The sequence below is a fragment of the Pseudoalteromonas sp. MelDa3 genome (assembly GCF_002863625.1).
GTDB lineage: Bacteria > Pseudomonadota > Gammaproteobacteria > Enterobacterales > Alteromonadaceae > Pseudoalteromonas > Pseudoalteromonas arctica.
Genome location: NZ_PJBR01000079.1, coordinates 1 through 19,905, shown reverse-complemented (window position 1 = coordinate 19,905; position 19,905 = coordinate 1). Strand labels below are relative to the sequence as shown.

The 19,905-nt window shown below is 38.8% G+C and carries 12 protein-coding genes; 7 read left to right on the top strand and 5 right to left on the bottom strand.

Features of this window, described 5'->3' with window-relative positions; genetic code table 11:
- Window positions 1-31 precede the first annotated feature (31 nt).
- On the top strand, window positions 32-1,036 hold the full coding sequence (gene trpS / locus CXF89_RS14255) for a tryptophan--tRNA ligase (RefSeq protein WP_024589884.1): 1,005 nt from the start codon (window positions 32-34) through the stop codon (window positions 1,034-1,036).
- A gap of 163 nt (window positions 1,037-1,199) precedes the next feature.
- Here trpS and uvrA read toward each other — a convergent pair whose 3' ends face one another.
- A complete protein-coding gene (gene uvrA, locus CXF89_RS14250; protein ID WP_121954967.1) occupies window positions 1,200-4,025 on the bottom strand; it encodes an excinuclease ABC subunit UvrA in 2,826 nt (941 codons plus the stop codon).
- A gap of 162 nt (window positions 4,026-4,187) precedes the next feature.
- Between uvrA and CXF89_RS14245 the strand changes: the two genes are divergently transcribed.
- The 3 genes from CXF89_RS14245 (at window position 4,188) to CXF89_RS14235 (ending at window position 9,272) form a co-directional block, all read left to right on the top strand.
- Window positions 4,188-5,555 (top strand): MFS transporter, encoded by a 1,368-nt coding sequence (locus CXF89_RS14245; RefSeq protein ID WP_010553785.1) that lies wholly within the window; start codon window positions 4,188-4,190, stop codon window positions 5,553-5,555.
- A 20-nt stretch (window positions 5,556-5,575) separates the two neighbouring features.
- Window positions 5,576-6,298: a single-stranded DNA-binding protein gene (ssb, locus tag CXF89_RS14240; protein ID WP_121954966.1), complete on the top strand. Its 723-nt coding sequence runs from the start codon at window positions 5,576-5,578 to the stop codon at window positions 6,296-6,298.
- A 244-nt stretch (window positions 6,299-6,542) separates the two neighbouring features.
- Window positions 6,543-9,272 carry a response regulator gene (locus CXF89_RS14235; RefSeq protein ID WP_121954965.1) on the top strand — a complete coding sequence of 910 codons (2,730 nt, stop codon included), beginning with the start codon at window positions 6,543-6,545 and terminating at the stop codon, window positions 9,270-9,272.
- Between the two features lie 228 nt (window positions 9,273-9,500).
- Here the strand turns inward: CXF89_RS14235 and pntB are convergent, their stop codons facing one another.
- From pntB to CXF89_RS14215, 4 genes are all read right to left on the bottom strand, one after another.
- On the bottom strand, window positions 9,501-10,895 hold the full coding sequence (gene pntB / locus CXF89_RS14230; protein WP_121954968.1) for a Re/Si-specific NAD(P)(+) transhydrogenase subunit beta: 1,395 nt from the start codon (window positions 10,893-10,895) through the stop codon (window positions 9,501-9,503).
- Between the two features lie 10 nt (window positions 10,896-10,905).
- The gene (locus CXF89_RS14225; RefSeq protein WP_121954964.1) at window positions 10,906-12,444 is read right to left on the bottom strand and encodes a Re/Si-specific NAD(P)(+) transhydrogenase subunit alpha; all 1,539 of its coding nucleotides are present in this window, start codon (window positions 12,442-12,444) and stop codon (window positions 10,906-10,908) included.
- A gap of 118 nt (window positions 12,445-12,562) precedes the next feature.
- A complete protein-coding gene (adhP, locus tag CXF89_RS14220; protein ID WP_197173245.1) occupies window positions 12,563-13,582 on the bottom strand; it encodes an alcohol dehydrogenase AdhP in 1,020 nt (339 codons plus the stop codon).
- Window positions 13,583-13,640: 58 nt separating this feature from the next.
- Window positions 13,641-15,032 carry an NAD-dependent succinate-semialdehyde dehydrogenase gene (locus tag CXF89_RS14215; protein ID WP_101163341.1) on the bottom strand — a complete coding sequence of 464 codons (1,392 nt, stop codon included), beginning with the start codon at window positions 15,030-15,032 and terminating at the stop codon, window positions 13,641-13,643.
- Window positions 15,033-15,322: 290 nt separating this feature from the next.
- Between CXF89_RS14215 and CXF89_RS14210 the strand changes: the two genes are divergently transcribed.
- From CXF89_RS14210 to CXF89_RS14200, 3 genes are all read left to right on the top strand, one after another.
- Window positions 15,323-17,719, top strand: coding sequence for a PAS domain S-box protein (locus CXF89_RS14210; protein ID WP_121954963.1), 2,397 nt, complete (start codon window positions 15,323-15,325; stop codon window positions 17,717-17,719).
- The gene (locus tag CXF89_RS14205; protein ID WP_024589873.1) at window positions 17,709-18,323 is read left to right on the top strand and encodes a response regulator transcription factor; all 615 of its coding nucleotides are present in this window, start codon (window positions 17,709-17,711) and stop codon (window positions 18,321-18,323) included. The genes CXF89_RS14210 and CXF89_RS14205 overlap by 11 nt, the downstream gene beginning before the upstream one ends.
- A gap of 221 nt (window positions 18,324-18,544) precedes the next feature.
- A partial coding sequence (locus tag CXF89_RS14200) for an EAL domain-containing protein (protein ID WP_257983227.1) occupies window positions 18,545-19,905 on the top strand: 1,361 nt, incomplete at its 3' end.

Below are 19,905 nucleotides of genomic sequence, written 5' to 3'. Positions count from 1 at the left end.
TATTATTAATTAAGCAAAATAAAGGAAAATCATGAGTAAACCAGTAGTTTTAAGCGGCATTCAGCCAACCGGTGGTATGACAATAGGCAACTATGTTGGCGCTATTAACCAGTGGCTAAAGTTACAGGAAGACCACGAAAGTTTCTTTATGTTAGTAGACTTACACGCTATTACGGTTCGCCAAGAGCCTGAATTACTGCGCTCTCGAGTGTTGGATGGTATTGCTCTTTACGCGGCATGTGGCATTGATCCTGAAAAATCTGCTTTATTTGTACAGTCACAAGTACCTGAGCACGCACAGTTAGCGTGGGTATTAAATTGTTACGCGCAAATGGGTGAGCTTAATCGAATGACTCAGTTTAAAGACAAGTCATCTAAGCATGCAAATAACGTAAACGTGGGCTTATTTTCATATCCGGTATTGCAAGCTGCGGATATTTTATTATACCAAGCTGATCAAGTACCCGTTGGTGAAGATCAAAAGCAACACTTAGAGCTGACTCGCGATATAGCCACACGCTTTAATAATTTATACGGCGACGTATTTAAATTACCAGAGCCGTACATTCCTGAGTTTGGTGCACGCGTAATGAGCTTGCAAGACCCACTTAAAAAGATGTCTAAGTCTGACGAAAACCCAAATGGTTACATCATGTTATTAGATGAGCCTAAACAAATTGTGAAAAAGCTTAAAAAAGCAGTAACAGATTCAGATGAGCAAGCGCGCATCTATTTTGATCGCACAGAAAAGCCTGGCGTATCAAACTTGCTTACTTTATTGAGTGTTGCAACTAAGCGCTCAATAGAAGACCTAGTTCCTGAGTATGAAGATAAAATGTATGGCCATTTAAAGAAAGATACAGCAGATGCAGTTGTAAACATGATTGAGCCAATTCAAGCTCGCTTTAAAGAGATCAGAGAAGATCAAAACCTACTTAATAGCATAATGAAATCAGGTGCTGAAAAAGCAAGTGTACGTGCTGAGAAAACATTGAAATCGGTATACGATGCGCTTGGTTTTATTCCTCGCGGTTAAATTATAAATAAATTTAAAAACAAATATGCCGCTTTACTAAGCGGCATTTTTTATATAATACTGATTAATTGAGTTATATTTTATATAGAAGCTTATTTGCCCGCCACTTTATAACTCTAAAGTACTTAACACCGACTTTCCTTATGGTGGGTAAGCAAAACCTCTATTTACTTAATAGAGGTTTTAGGTAATGCCCAGTATGTGAACGCTCACATTCAGCTACTTCTTCTGGCGTGCCTGCAATGAGTATTTCACCACCGCCAGCTCCGCCTTCAGGTCCTAAATCGATAACCCAATCTGCTGTTTTAATTACATCGAGGTTGTGCTCAATAACAACAATTGTATTGCCGTGATCGCGCAGACGATGAAGTACAACAAGCAGCTGTTCAATATCAGCAAAGTGTAAGCCTGTTGTTGGCTCATCTAATATGTAGAGCGTTTTACCAGTATCACGCTTTGATAGCTCGCGTGCTAATTTTACACGTTGCGCCTCACCACCAGAGAGAGTAGTAGCGGCTTGACCTAAACGCACGTACGACAAACCAACGTCCATCAGCGTTTTAAGCTTACGCGCAATAGCTGGTATTTTATCAAAGTAGTCATGAGCGTCTTCAACAGTCATCTCAAGCACTTGGTGTATGTTTTTACCTTTGTATTGTACTTCGAGGGTTTCGCGGTTATAGCGTTTACTCTTACATACATCACACGGTACATACACATCAGGTAAAAAGTGCATTTCAACTTTAATTAAGCCGTCACCTTGGCAAGCTTCACAGCGTCCGCCTTTAACGTTAAAGCTAAAGCGACCTACTTTGTAGCCACGTGAGCGCGCTTCTTGTGTACCTGCAAATAACTCACGAATGCCGGTAAATATACCTGTGTAGGTTGCCGGATTTGAACGCGGAGTACGACCAATCGGACTTTGATCAATATCGATCACTTTATCAAAATGATCTAAACCACTAATTGATTTATATGGTGCCGCTTCGGCAGTTGTTGCGCCGTTTAGCTCTGTATGAGCAAGTTTAAACAAAGTGTCGTTTATTAACGTTGATTTACCTGAGCCCGATACACCTGTCACACAGGTCATTAAACCAAATGGGATTTTTAAATCCACATTTTTAAGGTTATTACCTGTTGCGCCAAAGAGCTCTAGCCATTTGTCGTTTGTTGGGTGACGTTCTTTTGGTATTTCTATTCTACGTACGCCTGATAAAAATTGGCCCGTAACAGACTCTTTGCTTGCTAAAATATCGTCGCGTGTACCTTGCGCAATAATATGCCCACCATGAACACCCGCGCCTGGGCCAATATCAATAATATGGTCAGCGGCACGAATAGCATCTTCATCGTGCTCTACCACAATAACGGTGTTACCTAAGTCGCGTAAATGTACCAATGTTTGTAATAAACGGTCGTTATCGCGTTGATGCAGCCCAATAGATGGCTCATCTAGTACGTACATTACACCTACAAGGCCTGCACCAATTTGGCTCGCTAAGCGAATACGCTGAGCTTCACCACCTGATAGTGTGTCGGCGCTGCGCTCAAGTGATAAGTAATTTAGGCCAACGTTAATTAAAAACGATAAACGGTCGCGAATTTCTTTTAGTATTTTTTCAGCAATTTGGCCTTTTTGTCCGGTTAGCGTTAACCCTTCAAAAAACTCCATAGCTTCACCAATACTCATGCACGTGATTGCAGGTAAGTTGGTTTTTCCAATAAATACATTTCGAGATTCTTCGCGTAAACGCGAGCCATTACAGCTAGGACATGCTTGGCTTGTTTGGTATTTAGCAAGCTCTTCGCGTACTGAGTTTGACTCGGTCTCGCGGTAGCGGCGATTCATGTTATTTAAAACGCCTTCAAACTCATGATTACGCGTAATTAAATCGCCACGGTCGTTACGATAATTAAACGCAATTTTAGTGCTACCAGAGCCATCTAAAATAATTTTTTTCGAGTCGCTGTCTAAATCTTGATAAGGCACATCTAAATCAAAACTATAATGCTCAGCAACGGCTTGTAGCATTTGATAGTAATAAAAGCTGCGTTTATCCCAGCCTTTAATTGCACCGCCAGCAAGGCTTAACTCTGGGTTATGGACTACGCGATTAGGATCAAAATATTGACGTATACCTAAACCATCACAGGTTTGGCACGCACCAGCAGGGTTATTAAACGAAAACAAACGCGGTTCTAGCTCAGTCATTGCATAGCCACAAGTAGGGCAGGCAAAGTTTGCTGAGAATAAAATTTCTTCAGCGCTGCTATCATCCATGTATGCTACATGTGCAACGCCATTAGACATTTCAAGCGCGGTTTCAAACGATTCTGCTAAGCGTTGTTGTAAGCCATCTTTTACTTTAAAACGGTCTACAACAACTTCTATTGTATGTTTTTTATGAAGCTCAAGTGTTGGTGGATCAGACAAGTCACATACTTCACCGTCTATACGGGCGCGAATATAACCTTGGCTTGATAGCTGCTCTAATAACTTAACATGCTCACCTTTACGCTCTTTTACTATAGGCGCAAGCAGCATTAATTTACTGCCTTCAGGCAGTGCCAAAACAGTATCTACCATTTGACTAACTGTTTGCGCAGCAAGTGGTAAATCATGTGTAGGGCATCGTGGTTCGCCAACGCGGGCAAACATAAGTCGTAAATAATCGTAAATTTCGGTAATAGTACCCACAGTTGATCGTGGATTATGAGACGTTGATTTTTGCTCAATAGAAATTGCAGGAGAGAGGCCTTCGATGTGATCTACATCAGGCTTTTCCATAAGCGATAAAAATTGTCTTGCATACGCAGAAAGTGATTCAACATACCGGCGTTGTCCTTCTGCATAAAGTGTATCAAATGCAAGTGATGACTTCCCCGAACCAGATAGACCAGTAATAACTATTAATTTATCACGTGGGATGGTTAGGCTGATGTCTTTTAAATTATGCGTACGGGCGCCTCGGACTTCAATGTTTTCCATGCTATCTCGTTTATTACCAAAATTATTTACTCAGTATCGCATAATACGAAGCAATATTAATCCTTGATCAATGAAAAATCCTTACTTATAGGCGATTAATTATTGCCAAGCTTATGGTAGAATCCCAACCTCAATTTTTCATAGAGTAAGATCACGCAGATAATGACCGCATCTTCACTTAATTCACGAGAAAAACGCGCCGCAGTATCGCTGGCGAGTGTGTTTGCATTTAGAATGCTCGGCTTGTTTATGCTGATGCCTGTATTGGCTATTTATGGACAATCGCTTGAAGGTTTTTCGCCTATTTGGATTGGTTTTGCCATTGGTGCGTATGGTTTAACGCAAGCCGTATTGCAAATACCTATGGGTCGATTATCCGATAAAATTGGTCGTAAAAAGGTTATTGTTGGTGGTTTAGTCGTATTTGCTATTGGCTCTGTAGTTGCTGCATTAGCTGACTCTATTCAAATGGTTACCGTAGGCCGCGCTCTACAAGGTATGGGCGCAATAGCCAGTGCACTACTCGCGTTTGCTTCAGATTTAAGCCGCGATGAGCAACGACCAAAGGTAATGGCCGTTATTGGTATGAGCATAGGAATGAGCTTTGCCTTTGCTATGCTACTTGGGCCAATTGTTGCAGCTTCGTGGGGTATTGCGGGTGTATTTTGGTTGACTGCTATTTTAGCTGTTTTTGGTATATTTATAGTGACTATGCTAGTGCCAAATGCGGTAAATAAAGCGCCCAAAGGCGATACATTAGCAAGCTTTAGCGACATAAAAAAACTAATTAAGCACCCTCAGTTAGCACGATTAAATGCAGGTGTATTGCTATTACACTTAACGCTAACCACAATATTTGTCGTACTGCCGAGTCAATTAATTAAAGATGGCTTAGTTGCCGACCATCACTGGTATTTATATATTCCAGTGCTATTTTTAGCATTTTTATTAATGGTACCAATAATGATTGTGGCCATTAAAAAAGAGAAAGAAAAACAAGCATTTATTGGCTCAGTAGCCTTGTTAACTATTAGTATGCTAGCAATGTCGGTATGGGTTAATAGTGTAGTAGGCATTGCTGTGTGTATGCTGCTTTATTTTGTGGCGTTTAACTTTTTAGAAGCCACTATGCCTGCGCTTGTATCGCGAATAGCACCTGCAAGCCAAAAAGGTTCAGCAATGGGTGGCTACTCATCTAGTCAGTTTTTAGGCGCCTTTTTAGGCGGTATGTTAGGTGGTTATGTAGCACAAACTACAACGACGCAAGCTGTGTTTGCGGCAGCGGCACTTGTTGGGTTAATATGGCTTATTATTGCGTGGAAAATGCAAGTCCCACCCAAAAGTAAAGTTATTAGTTTAATGACCAAATTAGATTCTGAAGAGCATGCTCAAACACTTGCTTCTCAGTTAGTTGCTTTACCAGGCGTAATAGAAGCAACTGTGGTTCGCGATGAAAGTCGCAGCTATTTAAAGATTAATGATAAAGAATTTGACCTAGACCAAGCACGTAAAGTAGCTGGTTTAATCTAACATTTATAGGAGATGGTTCCATGGCACGCGGTGTGAACAAAGTAATTTTGGTTGGTAATTTAGGGCAAGATCCTGAAGTTCGTTATATGCCTAACGGCAATGGTGTAGCAAATATTACCTTAGCAACTTCGGATAGCTATAAAGATAAAAACACTGGCCAAATGGTTGATAAAACTGAGTGGCATCGTGTTGTGTTCTTTGGCAAATTAGCTGAAATTGTTGGTGAATATTGTCGTAAAGGTTCACAAATTTATGTTGAAGGTAAGCTTCAAACACGTAAGTGGACCGATCAACAAGGCCAAGAAAAATACACTACAGAAATAGTTGTAGATGGCTTTACTGGTCAAATGCAAATGTTAGGCGCACGTGGTGGCGATCAGCAAAGTGGTGGTTACCAAGGTAATCAGCCGCAAGGTGGACAACAAGGTGGTGGTTACCAAGGTAATCAGCCGCAAGGTGGTCAACAAAGCGGTGGTTACGGTCAAAATAACCAAGGCCAAGCTGCACAGCAAAGTGGCTATAATCCGCAGCAACAAACCGCACCAGCAGCACAACCAAAACCGGCTCCAGCACCACAGCAGCAAAGTAATCAATATCAGCCGCAAGGTGGTTATGCACCACAGCAAAAAAGTGCACCACAACAGCAAGGTGGTTTCGCTCCTAAACCACATAGTGCTCCGCAAGGTGGCGCATCAAACCCAATGGAGCCAACCATTGATTTTGACGACGATATCCCGTTCTAGTGTCCCAACCTTTACAGTGTAAAGATGTATTATAGAAAAGCCCCGTTCATACGGGGCTTTTTTATACGAGCTGTGTAGTGAGGGCAACCCAGAACTATCAATGAATATCGTCATTAAGCAATAAAATGAAATAGTATTAGTAAACATGTTAAATTATGGTGGTATTTACATTTTATTTAATTGATATATATATCGTTAACACTTACCATTAAAAGACTTTTACCTTGATTACACAATGAGAAACATGAAAACTAATATCTTATTTTTATTTCTTGTTTTTCAATTTGTGAGTCCAATTTCAAACGCTCAACCTTCTTCAAATGTTACTCATGTTTTATTTATAAATTCAACAAACCAAGATATGCCTTGGCACAAAAGTGTTGATTCTGGACTGCGTAAAAAACTTATAGAACGTTCTTTTAGTTATGAACTCTTCGTTGAAAATATGGATGTAAACCGATTCGATGAAGCAAATCAAAAACAGTTAATGAAGGACTACCTCAAACAAAAATATAAAAATAAGCATATCGATATCATTGTTACTCAGTCTCCTTCTGCAGCAGTACTTTTATCGCAATTAGATGACTTTTTTATAAATGCTCCAAGAATATATTTGGAACCAGGCACTCAATTTAGTTTGCCTAAAAATACTAACGGAGCAGTGATCCAAGCTAAATTAGATTACGCGCAAGCAACAGCAAGCGCTGTTAATTTAATGAAGCCTAAAAAATTAATCGTTATATTAGATACAAAAAACGATATTGGGATAAGCTTTTATCGAGGGCTCTTTTCGGTTATTAACCGTGACTTTTCGTATTTAGGCGTAGAGAAGTGGTTTGATCTTTCAATGCCAGAGCTGCTCACTAAAGTAAAAAATGCGCCAGATGATTCAATTATATTGTTTACTCCCATTTTCAGGCATTACGATAATAAATCCCTTAGCCCTTATCAGCTCGTAGAGCAATTAGCAAAAGCAAGTTCTGCGCCCGTTTTTAGTTATTGGGAGGTACTATTAGGCTCAGGTGTTGTTGGTGGGTATGTGTTGTCGGGTGAAAAAATAGGCGAACGTATTGCCGATTCGATAATTTTATACAATGAAAATAAAAGCCTAAGTGCAATCAGTGGTGAAGGGCTAAGTGTTTACGCTTACGACTGGCGTCAATTAAACAAGTTCGATATAGCTCCACAAAGCTTGCCAGAAAAGTCGAACATATCTTATTACGAGCCAACCTATTTTGAGCAAAATAAAACATTAATTTACAGCGCTACTGCGATTATTTTTATTCTTAGCAGCTTTTTAGTTTTCGTATTGTTTTTAAATCAACGGCGCATTCAACTTTTAAAAGAGCTTGATGAAGAAAAGCAAAGATTAGAGTCTCGCGTTGATCAGCGTACTGAAGAACTGTTGCAAGCCAAAGAAGAGGCCGAAAAGCTGACATCCGCTAAGTCTGAATTTTTAGCAAATATGAGTCATGAAATTAGAACTCCTATGAGTGGGATTATTGGCTTAACCAACATTTTGCTCGAAAAAGGTTTGCCTGGGGAATATGAGCATTATTTAAATAAAATTAAATATTCTTCAGATCAACTCCTTGTAGTTATTAACGATATTTTAGACTTTTCAAAAATTGAGTCTGGAAATATTAACCTTGAGGAATTTCCTTTTTCTGTAAATTCGGTTGTTGACTACATCAAAGCAACTTTTGATGAGCTAGCTCAAAGCAAAGGGATCACATTTGATATTGTCATTGGTAAAGAGGTTAAACTTGATTTAATAGGTGATGTAGTTCGAATAAACCAAGTACTGCTAAATTTATGCTCTAACGCAATTAAATTTACTACACAGGGCTTTGTATCGGTATTAATAGAATCAAAAAGATCGTTAGCCGATCCTAAGAGCGTTTGTTTGTATTTCATTGTTAAGGATTCCGGTATTGGGATTGCTGAGCAAAGCCTTGCCGATTTATTTGAATCTTTTACTCAAGCTGACAGCTCTACAACCAGGAAGTTTGGCGGCACAGGTTTAGGTTTAACTATAAGTAAGCGTTTATGCCAATCGATGGGTGGGGATATAACGGTAAAAAGTACTCAAGGTGTAGGTAGTGAATTTATAGCTTCGATTAAGGTGAAATTGAATAACCAAGCGTTGATTGATAACACTCCCGACCTAACTTTTACTGATTCGTTCGAGGTATTAATTGTAGATGATAATGAAGATGATCTTAAGGTAATTGAAAATCAGCTAACGGCTATGGGGCTAGTATGTACGGCCTGTCAATCTGCTAAACAAGCTATTGATATTATTGAACACAATAAAGAGAAATTTAAAGTTATTATTGTCGACTGGGCAATGCCATCAATGAGTAGCGAAACTTTTTTAATACGCATTTTCAATATTAACCCTCAACTTTATAACAACACGATTGTGCTTATAATGAGTGACGAAAGTTTACTTAATAATGCAGCCAAAAAAGTAAGTATAAAAACTATTTTGCAGAAACCTGTATACACGAGTGTTTTGTATGAGGCGATTGAAAGTAAAGTAGTAGCCCCTCTTAATGAAGTGCCTAAAGTAAATACTGTGAGTGAACAGTCGCTGGCAGGTATAAAAATATTGGTTGTGGAAGATAACTCGATCAACAGACTAATCGTTACAAACATACTAGAGAAGGCTGATGCTCAAATTTATTTGGTCGGCAATGGATTAGAATGTATTCAAGCCGTGAAATCACAATCGTACGATATTATTTTGATGGATATTCATATGCCTATTATGGATGGGGTTGAGGCGAGTAAAATTATTCGTAGCGATAGTGACAAAGCAATCGCAAATATTCCAATAATTGCTTTAACAGCTAATGTTATGAAAGATGATATTACACGATACTTATCCATTGGCATGAACGCCCATGTTGCAAAGCCTATTAAAGCGCAAAATCTACGTGAAACTATAATCCACTGTTTAAATAAATAGCTGAGCCATTAAAGTGATTTAATAATTATATATATCAAATGCCTGTCGTAATATCTCCCGTTGCTTGAGCCTGTTTTGAATAACTTAAAATAGAATTTGACTCAAAGGTTTAATAGGTAGTTTAACTAGTTATAATCACGGCAATTAAGCGGATCTTAAAAATATAAAATCTAAGTAATGCAAAAATAACAAAGCCATGGAATCCTCCACGGCTTTGCAACGTTACTTTTATAGTGCAGCAACAACTTCGACTAACGTGTCTTTGGCATCTCCAAAGAGCATCTGTGTGTTTTCTTTAAAAAATAGTGGATTTTGTACCCCAGCATAACCGGTTGCCATACTGCGCTTTAAGACAATTGACGCTTTACCATGCCAGCATTCAAGTACTGGCATGCCGGCGATAGGGCTATTTGGTTCATCAAGTGCTGACGGGTTTACAATATCGTTTGCACCAATCACAAGTGAAACATCAACTTGTGGAAAATCGTCGTTTACTTCATCCATTTCAAAAACAATGTCGTAAGGAACTTTAGCTTCAGCTAATAATACATTCATTTGTCCAGGCATTCGTCCTGCAACAGGGTGTATTGCAAAGCGCACGTTAATGTCTTTTTCACGTAATTTACTTGTGAGTTCAGAGACTATTTGCTGCGCTTTTGCAACGGCCATTCCGTATCCAGGAATAATCATTACTTCTTTTGCGCTCATGAGCAGCTCTGCTGTTTCGGTTGCACTGATTGTTAGTACTTCACCTTGTTCTTGATCCCCTGCAGGTAAAGCTTTTACATTGCTACTACCGAATCCACCGGCAATGACGGATAAAAAATTTCGGTTCATAGCTTTGCACATTATATAGCTCAAAATAGCTCCGCTTGAACCAACTAATGCACCAATTACAATGAGTAAATCGTTATTTAGCATAAAGCCTGTCGCGGCAGCGGCCCAGCCTGAATAACTATTAAGCATAGATATAACAACCGGCATATCGGCACCGCCAATTGCCATCACCATATGAATACCAAAAACTAAAGCAAGAGCTATCATAATAACCAGTGGCAACATGCCATTACCAACAGCAGACTGCACAACGAATTGCTGTCCAAGCCACGCTACAGCAACTAATAAAACAAGATTAAATATATGTCGCCCTGGTAGTGTTAAAGGCTTACTGCCTATTCGACCAGATAATTTACCAAAAGCGGTAATTGAACCTGAAAGTGTAATAGCACCAATTAAAACACCTACATAGGTTTCAATATCGTGAATGGTTAAGTCAATTCCTGTAAAATGACTAGAAGCATCCGCAAAGTTAGCATACCCAACCATTATAGCCGCGAGCCCGACTAGACTGTGTAAAATAGCAATCAGTTCTGGAATTGCAGTCATTTGCACTCGTTTTGCTACAAGTAAACCAATACTGCCACCCACTAATAATGCAATCATCAACTCAATATAGTTATTGGTAACAACACCTAAAACAGTCGCCAAAAGTGCTATCACCATGCCTGAAATACCATACCAATTACCTTTACGGGCAGTTTCTTGATTGGATAGGCCGTTTAAAGCCAAAATAAAAAGAACCATCGCAGCAATGTATGCCACGGTTACAATACCAGTACTGATCATGACAACCTCACTTACGGAACATTTTGAGCATGCGATGTGTTACAGCAAAGCCGCCAACAATATTAATACTCGCAATTAACACGGTAAAAACGGCAAACCATTTAATAGTGTCGTCTGTTGAGCTTATTTGAATTAAAGCACCGATAACAATAATGCTTGAAATGGCATTGGTTACACTCATTAAAGGCGTATGTAGTGCAGGCGATACACTCCAAATAACCATATAACCTACAAAGCAGGCTAAGACAAAAACGGTAAAATGAGACATAAAATCAGCGGGTGCAACGCCACCAAGCCCAAGCAATGCTAATGCACCGATAGCGGCGCCAATAATAGGTCCAAATACCGATTTCTTTTTCTCAACAATAGTGGGTTTAGGTTTAGGTGTAGCCGCAACCTTTTTAGGGGGGGCTGATAGTGTGGGCGCTGGTGGCGGCCAAGTTGTTTTTCCTTCAGTACATATAGTTGCACCTAAAACAACGTCGTTTGTCATATCAACAAAGAGTTTGCCATCTTTTTCCGGGGTCATTTCGGCTAACAGGTTGTGTAAGTTATTACTGTATAATTGGCTCGATTGTGCAGCAAGGCGACTTGGTAAATCGGTGTAACCAATAATCGATACACCATGGCATACGGCAACCTTACCCGGAACTGTTAATTCACAGTTTCCACCTTGTTCGGCTGCAAGATCGACTATTACGCTGCCGCTCTTCATTGATGCAACCATCTCGCTGGTGATTAACTTAGGCGCTGGTTTTCCGGGTATGAGTGCGGTAGTAACAATTATATCAACGTCTTTAGCTTGCGCTGCAAACAATGCCATTTCGGCTTCGATAAATTCATCGCTCATTACTTTAGCGTAACCGCCTTCGCCTGAGCCGTCTTCATCTTTAAAGTCGAGCATTAAAAACTCGGCGTCCATGCTTTCAATTTGCTCTTTTACTTCAGCACGCGTATCAAATGAGCGAACAATTGCGCCCATACTTTTTGCAGCCCCAATAGCGGCTAAACCAGCAACACCGGCACCAATTACAAGTACCTTGGCGGGAGCAACTCTTCCTGCTGCTGTAATTTGTCCGGTAAAAAACCGGCCAAAATGTTGAGCTGCTTCTACAATTGCACGATAGCCTGATATGTTGGCCATTGAGCTGCGGGCATCCATTTTTTGTGCCCGAGAAATACGAGGAATGCTATCAATTGCAATGGCGGTGATACCACGCTGAGTTAAATCTTTTAGCATCACTGGGTTTTGTGCCGGCCATAAAAAACAGATTAATGTTTGTCCGCTTTTTAGTAATGTATTTTCATCACCTTCAGGTGCTTGTACTTTTAGTATAATATCAGACTGTGCCCATACATCTTGTGCTGAGTTAACTATTTTACAACCAGCTTCACCATACGCATCATCGGCGTAATTAGCCGCCATTCCTGCACCAGTTTCAATGACAACATCAAAACCAAGCTTTGTTAATTTACTTACTACATCAGGGGTCGTTGCGACTCGTCGCTCGCCAGTGTGGATTTCTTTTGGAACACCAATTTTCATTGTCGAACCTCGATTTAAATGCTATGAAGAGGAATTAATATGTATCTAGGCGTTATGGAATTAGCGATACGATGAAATATGTTATTTACTAACATGAATCCACCGTATTTATTACTGTTTAAAGTGTAAAATCAATAACTACACGAGATGGTACTTTGCCATGTTCGAGTCTTTCAAATATTTCATTAATAGCGCTTAAAGGCTGTAATTCAATATCCGCCTTAACTTTGCCTTGCGCCGCAAAAGCGAGTGCTTCGGCCATATCTTTGCGGTTCCCAACAAATGATCCTTTAATAGTGATGCAATTTGCTACTACATCAAATAATGGCGTCGGAAACTCACCAGGCGGTAAGCCAACTAAAACACATGTACCGTGTTTACGGGTCATATTAACCCCTTGCTCAAATGCTGGTAGGGAAGGAGCCGTAATCAGTACGCCATGGGCGCCACCTTGCGTTATTTCTTTGACGGTGTCTGCTGCATTATCTGTTTTAGCATTTACGACTGCATCGGCGCCAAGTAAGGTTGCGTGTTCAAGCTTACCGTCATCAATATCTATAGCACACACTTTAAGACCCATCGCCTTGGCATATTGAATCGCTAAATGACCAAGTCCACCACAACCTGAAATTGCTACCCACTCACCTGGTTTAGCATCGGTTTCTTTAATACCTTTGTAAGTTGTAATACCAGCACAAATTATAGGGGCCGCTTGTACTGCTGATAAGCCATCAGGAATAAGTGCAACGTAATTAGGATCGGCAATAATATACTCGGCAAAACCACCATCTTTAGTGTAGCCACCAAACTCAGCATCAGGACATACTGGTTCATAAGCACTTAAGCAAAATTCACAGTGTCCACAAGCTGAATATAGCCACGGAACACCGACTCTATCGCCTACTTTTACGCTTGTAACACCTTCGCCAATTTTGGTAACTAGCCCAATGCCTTCATGGCCAGGAGTAAATGGTGGAGTTGGTTTTAATGGCCAATCACCGTTTGCTGCATGTAAATCTGTGTGGCATACACCGCAGGCTTCTGTTTTAACTAATATTTGCCCTGCATTAGGTGATGGAATATCTAAATCGCGTAGAACTAAAGGTTTGCCAAATTGCTCAACAACGGCTGCTTTCATTTTGTTATTCATAATCGTTCCTATTAATATTTAAGGGGTTTTTATTAAACTGCGCTATTTAAAATGGCGCATCAATGTCAACAACGTCGATTAGTTTGTGGTTAACAAACTCTTTAATACCCAAGCCAATTAGTTCACGACCATAACCAGAACGGCGAACACCACCAAATGGTAAGTCGGCTTTTACCATCGTTGGATGGTTTACAAACACCATGCCGGTAGATATTTTTTTGGCAACTTCTAAGCCATGATCAGGGTTTGACGTAAATACAGAGCCACCTAAGCCAAATGGAGAGTCGTTCGCAATTCTAATTGCGTCATCTTCATTTTTTGCACGAAATAACATAGACACAGGACCAAAGAATTCCCAGTTGCGAGCCGGATTATCTTCACTAATATTCGTTAAAATAGTGGGTTGTACAAAGGCGCCTTGACTAGGTACTTTAGGGCCCACTTCAGTGGCAGTTGCACCAAGCTTGATCGCTTCGTTAATTTTAACTTTTAGTTCATCAGCTGCACCTTGTGATGACAATGGTGCCAAAGTAGTCGTTGGATCTAGTGGATCGCCTGCTTGCAACTTAGCAACACCAGCAGTATAAAGTTCAACAAACTCATCATAAACTTCATCTTCGATGATCATTCGTTTAGACGATACGCATACTTGTCCACCGTTCCAATGACGACCAAATACAGCCCAATTAACCGTTTTTTCCATTTCAGCATCAGCAAGTACAACAAATGCGTCTGCACCACCAAGCTCTAATGTAGACTTTTTAAGTGCTTTACCAGCGGTAGAAGCAACGATTGCACCAGCGCTTTCAGAACCGGTAAGTGCAACACCACGAACTAATGGATGAGAAATGATCATTTCTGTTTGGGAATGTGCGGCGTATAGGTTTTTAAAAGCGCCTTTTGGCAGACCAGCTTCGAGCATAAGTGCTTCAAATGCTGCTGCACATTGTGGAACAATACCCGCATGTTTTAGTAGCATAGTGTTACCCGCTGACAATTGCGGCGCAATAATACGAGCAACTTGATAATACGGAAAATTCCATGGCTCAATGGCAAGCAATACACCAAGTGGTTCATGGATAATAATTGCCTCGCCCTCAGCTGGATCTGCAACGGGTAATTTTTCTGATGCGAGAAGTCTCTCAGCATTATTCGCGTAGTACTCTAAAATAGCTGCGGATAATTCAACTTCAGCCTTTGCTTCTGATGTTATTTTACCCATTTCTAAAGTTAATAAGTTGGCGTAACTAACTACATCTTTACGTAATAAGTCAGCCGCTTTTTGCATTATTTTAGCGCGAGAAGAGAAAGGTGTTTTTTTCCATGATTGAAATGCAGAATCGGCATTTTCTATTGCTTGAGTAATTTCAGCATCAGTAGCATCAGGAAAAGTTTTTATAACCTCACCTGTATATGGATTTGTTGTTGCATAGCTCATGATAATATCCTCAGTTAAATTAAATAAGACTCTTATTTTAAAATTAATAACGCTTAGAAGCTGCGTGTATAATTATGGTAAAACAAGTACTAAAGTGAGGCTATTCGTGGTGTTACGTAAATACATGTGGGAATCCACATCTTGAAAGTATAACTGTTTGATTTATTTATTTTTAATCACTCAGTTAATCCTTGACGCGGATGGGAGTGATAACGGATTATAAAATAATGCAGTGCGTAGTGGGTAAACGCACTAGTTATTAATCAACGAGGCGCTAGTTTAAATTCATCATGAATTACAGTGATAAAAAATCGAAAGTATTTTCCTCATCCCAATTAGCTATTTTATTGTACGCAATAATGGTAGGAATACTGGTTACGTGTTTAATGATTTTTATAGTATTTCATATAGATTCCCAAGAGCGAATCCATATTGAACGAGTAACGCAAAATACTGCCCAAGGTATTAAAGCACTGCTTAAAGATGATTTGGAAGGGCGAATAACATCACTGTCAGAGTTATCTAAGTTGTCTTCTATATCAAGCGATATGCCACAAGGTGATTGGGAAGTAATCAGTAAAACATTGTACGATTCGCAACATGGCTATCAAGCCATAGGTTGGATTGATAGATCATTACATGTGCGAAGAATAACACCAAAGCAAGGTAATGAGATCGCCATCGATTTTAATTTGGCATTAAATCCGCCTGCATTGTTAGCCGCAATAAAAGCACAAAATACAGAACAAGCAGTCGTCACAACACCTTTGCAATCTATTTATGGTGGAGAGGGTATCGGAATATATATTCCTATTTTTAACACCAATAAAAAGAATAAAAAACTAGAGGGTTTTATTGCAAGTGCGTTGATTTTTGAACCTTACATTAAGACAGTTGTACCTGCATTTTTACTTAAGGAATATCATTTTACGCTGTTTATTGATGGGCAAAAAGTATATTCAGATCAAACAAATTCATTTCCTGTTACAAGCATTTGGGATAAAAAAGCATCCTATGATTTACAAGGTCATAAGTGGGAGATAAGCATATCGCCCAGTGATGAGTTTTTGTATATTGCTCACTATAAAATCATGAGAATTTTAATTTCACTTGGTATTTTTATTGCTTTTTTAATTGTGTTGGCTGCTTATACTTATTTATTTGCACGCAGTAAAATAAAAGACGGGCGTTATAAGATTGAATATTTATTAAAAAATCTTCCCGGCATGGCATATCAGTCTTTTAATACTATGAGCTGGCCTATGATACTGGTTAGTGATGGGTGCGAAAGTTTAACTGGTTATTCTCGAGCTGAGTTTAAAAAAAATAGAATGCTGTGGAGGGAAATAATACATTCAGATGATTATGAGCGGGTACAGGCGTCACTTACAGAGGCTGTCAAAGAAAAACGCTCCTTTGAACTTGAATATAGAATTAATACCAAAAATAGTGGGATCAAATTAGTGTGGGAAAAAGGAGGACCGGTTAGTTCTATTTTTAATGGTGAAGTTATTATTGAAGGATTTATTAATGATATTACCTCTATTAAGCAGGCTGAAGCTGACCTAATTAGTAGTTATGCTTTCTCTGATGCGGTAGTAAATTCAGTTGTTGAAGCCGTTATTACCATTGATCAATACGGGCTTATACAAAGTTTTAATTTTGCTGCGCAAGCTATGTTTGGTTATACCTCAGATGAAGTAAAAGATAAAAACGTAACAATATTAATGCCTATATCATTTAGTAAACACCATGACCAGCATTTAGCTCAATATTTAAAAACGAAGCAGACGCATATTATTGGTGTGGGTCGTGAGCTTGTAGCTAAGCATAAAGATGGCACAACATTTCCAATTCACTTATCTGTAAGTGAAATACAGAATCATGAAAGTACAATGTTTGTAGGTTTGATTCGAGATATTACCAAGCAACGTGCGTCAGAAGACCAAGCTCGGCTTCATACTGAACAATTAGCGCATACCGAAAGGGTCAATGCATTGGGTGAAATGGCAGCAGGAATTGCACATGAAATAAATCAACCTCTGACGGCTATTTCTCTTTTCTCTCAGACGGCAAAAAACTTTTGTGAGAAAGGGAGGTTTGACAAACTCCCCTTAATATTTGAAAAACTAAGTTTACACTCTCGTCGAGCGGGAGCCGTTATTGAGCGTATGCAGTTAATGACCAAAAAAGGGCAACGATCAAAAGAAGTCATTGATTGTATATTTTTAATAAAAGAAGTAACAAACCTAGCAGAATCAGAAGCGCGACTTCGCAATATTACGGTCAGAATAATTACATGTGATGAACAAATTGATGTGTTTGTTGATCGGGTGCAAATAGAGCAGGTTATTCTTAATTTATTACGCAATGGTATGGAAGCTATGCAGTTAAATGCTTATAAAAATGATTCAAAAATAGAGCTCGAAATAAAATTGAATGAAGATAAATATGTTGAGATATCAGTGGCTGATACCGGTGCAGGGTTACCTGAAGAAATGAGAGAGAAGTTATTTAAACCCTTTTCATCAACCAAAGAAAATGGCACAGGCATCGGTCTATCTATATCTAAAAGCATTGTTGAAGAACATGGTGGGCATATTCACTTTTATGACAATAAGCCAACAGGAGCTATTTTTATGTTTACTTTGCCAACACATAATAGAGGAGTCGTTTATGAGCGATAAGCAAAGCGTTTTTATAATTGATGACGATGAAGGTATTCGTGAAGGGCTTGAAATACTACTAGACTCTATTGATATTGACGCTCAGAGCTTTAGTTCAGGCGCTGCGTTTTTGGATGTATATAATGAAACCATGGCTGGTTGCTTAGTATTGGATATACGTATGCCTAAAATGAGTGGTTTAGAGCTACAACAAAAACTTAAAGATTTAAATTGCTCATTACCAATAATATTTATTACCGGGCATGGTGATATCCCGATGGCTGTAGAAGCGATGCGTTTAGGAGCAATTGATTTTATTAGAAAACCATTTAATGAACAGCACTTGATTGACCGTATTAATGAGGCATTGGTACTTGATGAAAAACAACATGAAAAATCACTCGATAAGCATAAAAATAAGATTAATGTTGAATCGTTGTCGAGTCGAGAACGTGAAGTGTTTGAACGAGTGACTGATGGGGCAATGAATAAAGTAATCGCGTGCGATCTTAGTATTAGTGAACGCACCGTTGAAGTTCATCGCTCTCATGTAATGGAAAAATTAGGTGCTAAAACACTCGCTCAATTAGTGCGAAGTAAAATTATGTATGAGCAATTAAATTAATTATCAGTCCATCTATTTAATAATGCTGAAATGACACAGACTTTTAAACAGCCCCCATGTGGGCCTTTATTTAATATCTAACTAATTTAAACTATTATGTCTCGTTTATCAGAGTGTTTTTTGTTTAGCGCTATTAATAAATGTTTAAACTTGCTTTACGACCTTGTACTTCTATAGATATTGAACAACACTTTAGTTAATAATTTAACGGGTGGCAGGCTATGCAAAAGAGTAAACTCTGGCTTTTCAAGTACTTCAAAGGTATCTCTTTTGTCTTATTTTTAATGATGCTTATTAGTTTTAATTTCGTTTTAAATGATGCATTACATCAAAAAGTTCATGCTTCTGGGCAGCAGTTCGTTAAACACGTTTACGAGCTGAATTTATCTCCTTCTATAAACAATGAAGTGTTGGCCGCATTAGCTAAAAGTGAAGGTTTTGTGTTGGAATGGCCAAAGCCTGCAGAGCATTTTAGGCATTTAGTGAATATAGAGCGCGAAGTTTTTTCTTACAAAACATTAAGTTTGAGCCTCTATCACTATCCTGCTTGGGTAACACAAAGTTACTTATTTATATTGCTAAACTTGATCATATTAGGCGCCGCTGGCTGGTCTTATCGCTGGTGGGGGTTATTGAATGTAAGTCGTAAAATTACGCCCAAAAATACAATGATACAACCTACTAAAATTATTAAACAAAAACAAAATAAAATACGATTAATTAAACAAGTAAAAAAATGCGAATTAAGTTCTTTGTATGGGGTTAATAGAGCATCACATAGCTTATTTTTACTCATTGAATGTGACTTTGATAAGAAAACCGATAAAGAAGCTATTTTTAAAGTGTTAATCACTAGAAAATTGACTGGATTTAAAGATGTGTCGGTAAAAATACTAAATTCCAATTACTTAGCCATCACCTTGCCACATATATCTACTCCCGAGTTAGACAGCTACGTTGAAAAGCTTCATCAGAGCGTGTTTTTACTATGCCAAAATTATCAAAAAAGTATGACTCATAAAAACATTAAAATAGGTGCGTGCGACTATCGAGTAGGCGCAGATAAAATTGCGGTTTATCAGTTAGCAAAATCAGCACTTATGCTATCGCAAAGCAGCTCAGTACAGCACTATCACCGCTTAGCGTTAAATTATTACCAAGAAAAACCACTCTCGAGTAAACAGGTTATCGAAAATATTAAAAAGAATAAGTTTATATTATTCTTCCAGCCTTTATTTGAGCTCTCTAGTGGGGAGATTTTACAACATGAAGCGCTTATTAGGGTTAGGCATAGCCAACTTGGATTACTAGCTGCTCGTTATTTTATTAATCAGGTTTATAGTAATCAAGACGCTTTAATATTAGATAAAGCCGTAATAACACAAGTTAAAAAGCTAATGCTGAGTGAATCTTCGGCTCAAACAGTTAGTGTAAATCTACACCCTAAAAATTGGTTTAACGATGTATTTTGGGAGTGGTTACCTAGTCAAATAGCTGAACTTAAATTAAGTGCTAAATTACAATTTGAAATAAGTGAGACAGAATTTTTTACTCATAGAAAATCGATAACTAATGCACTAAA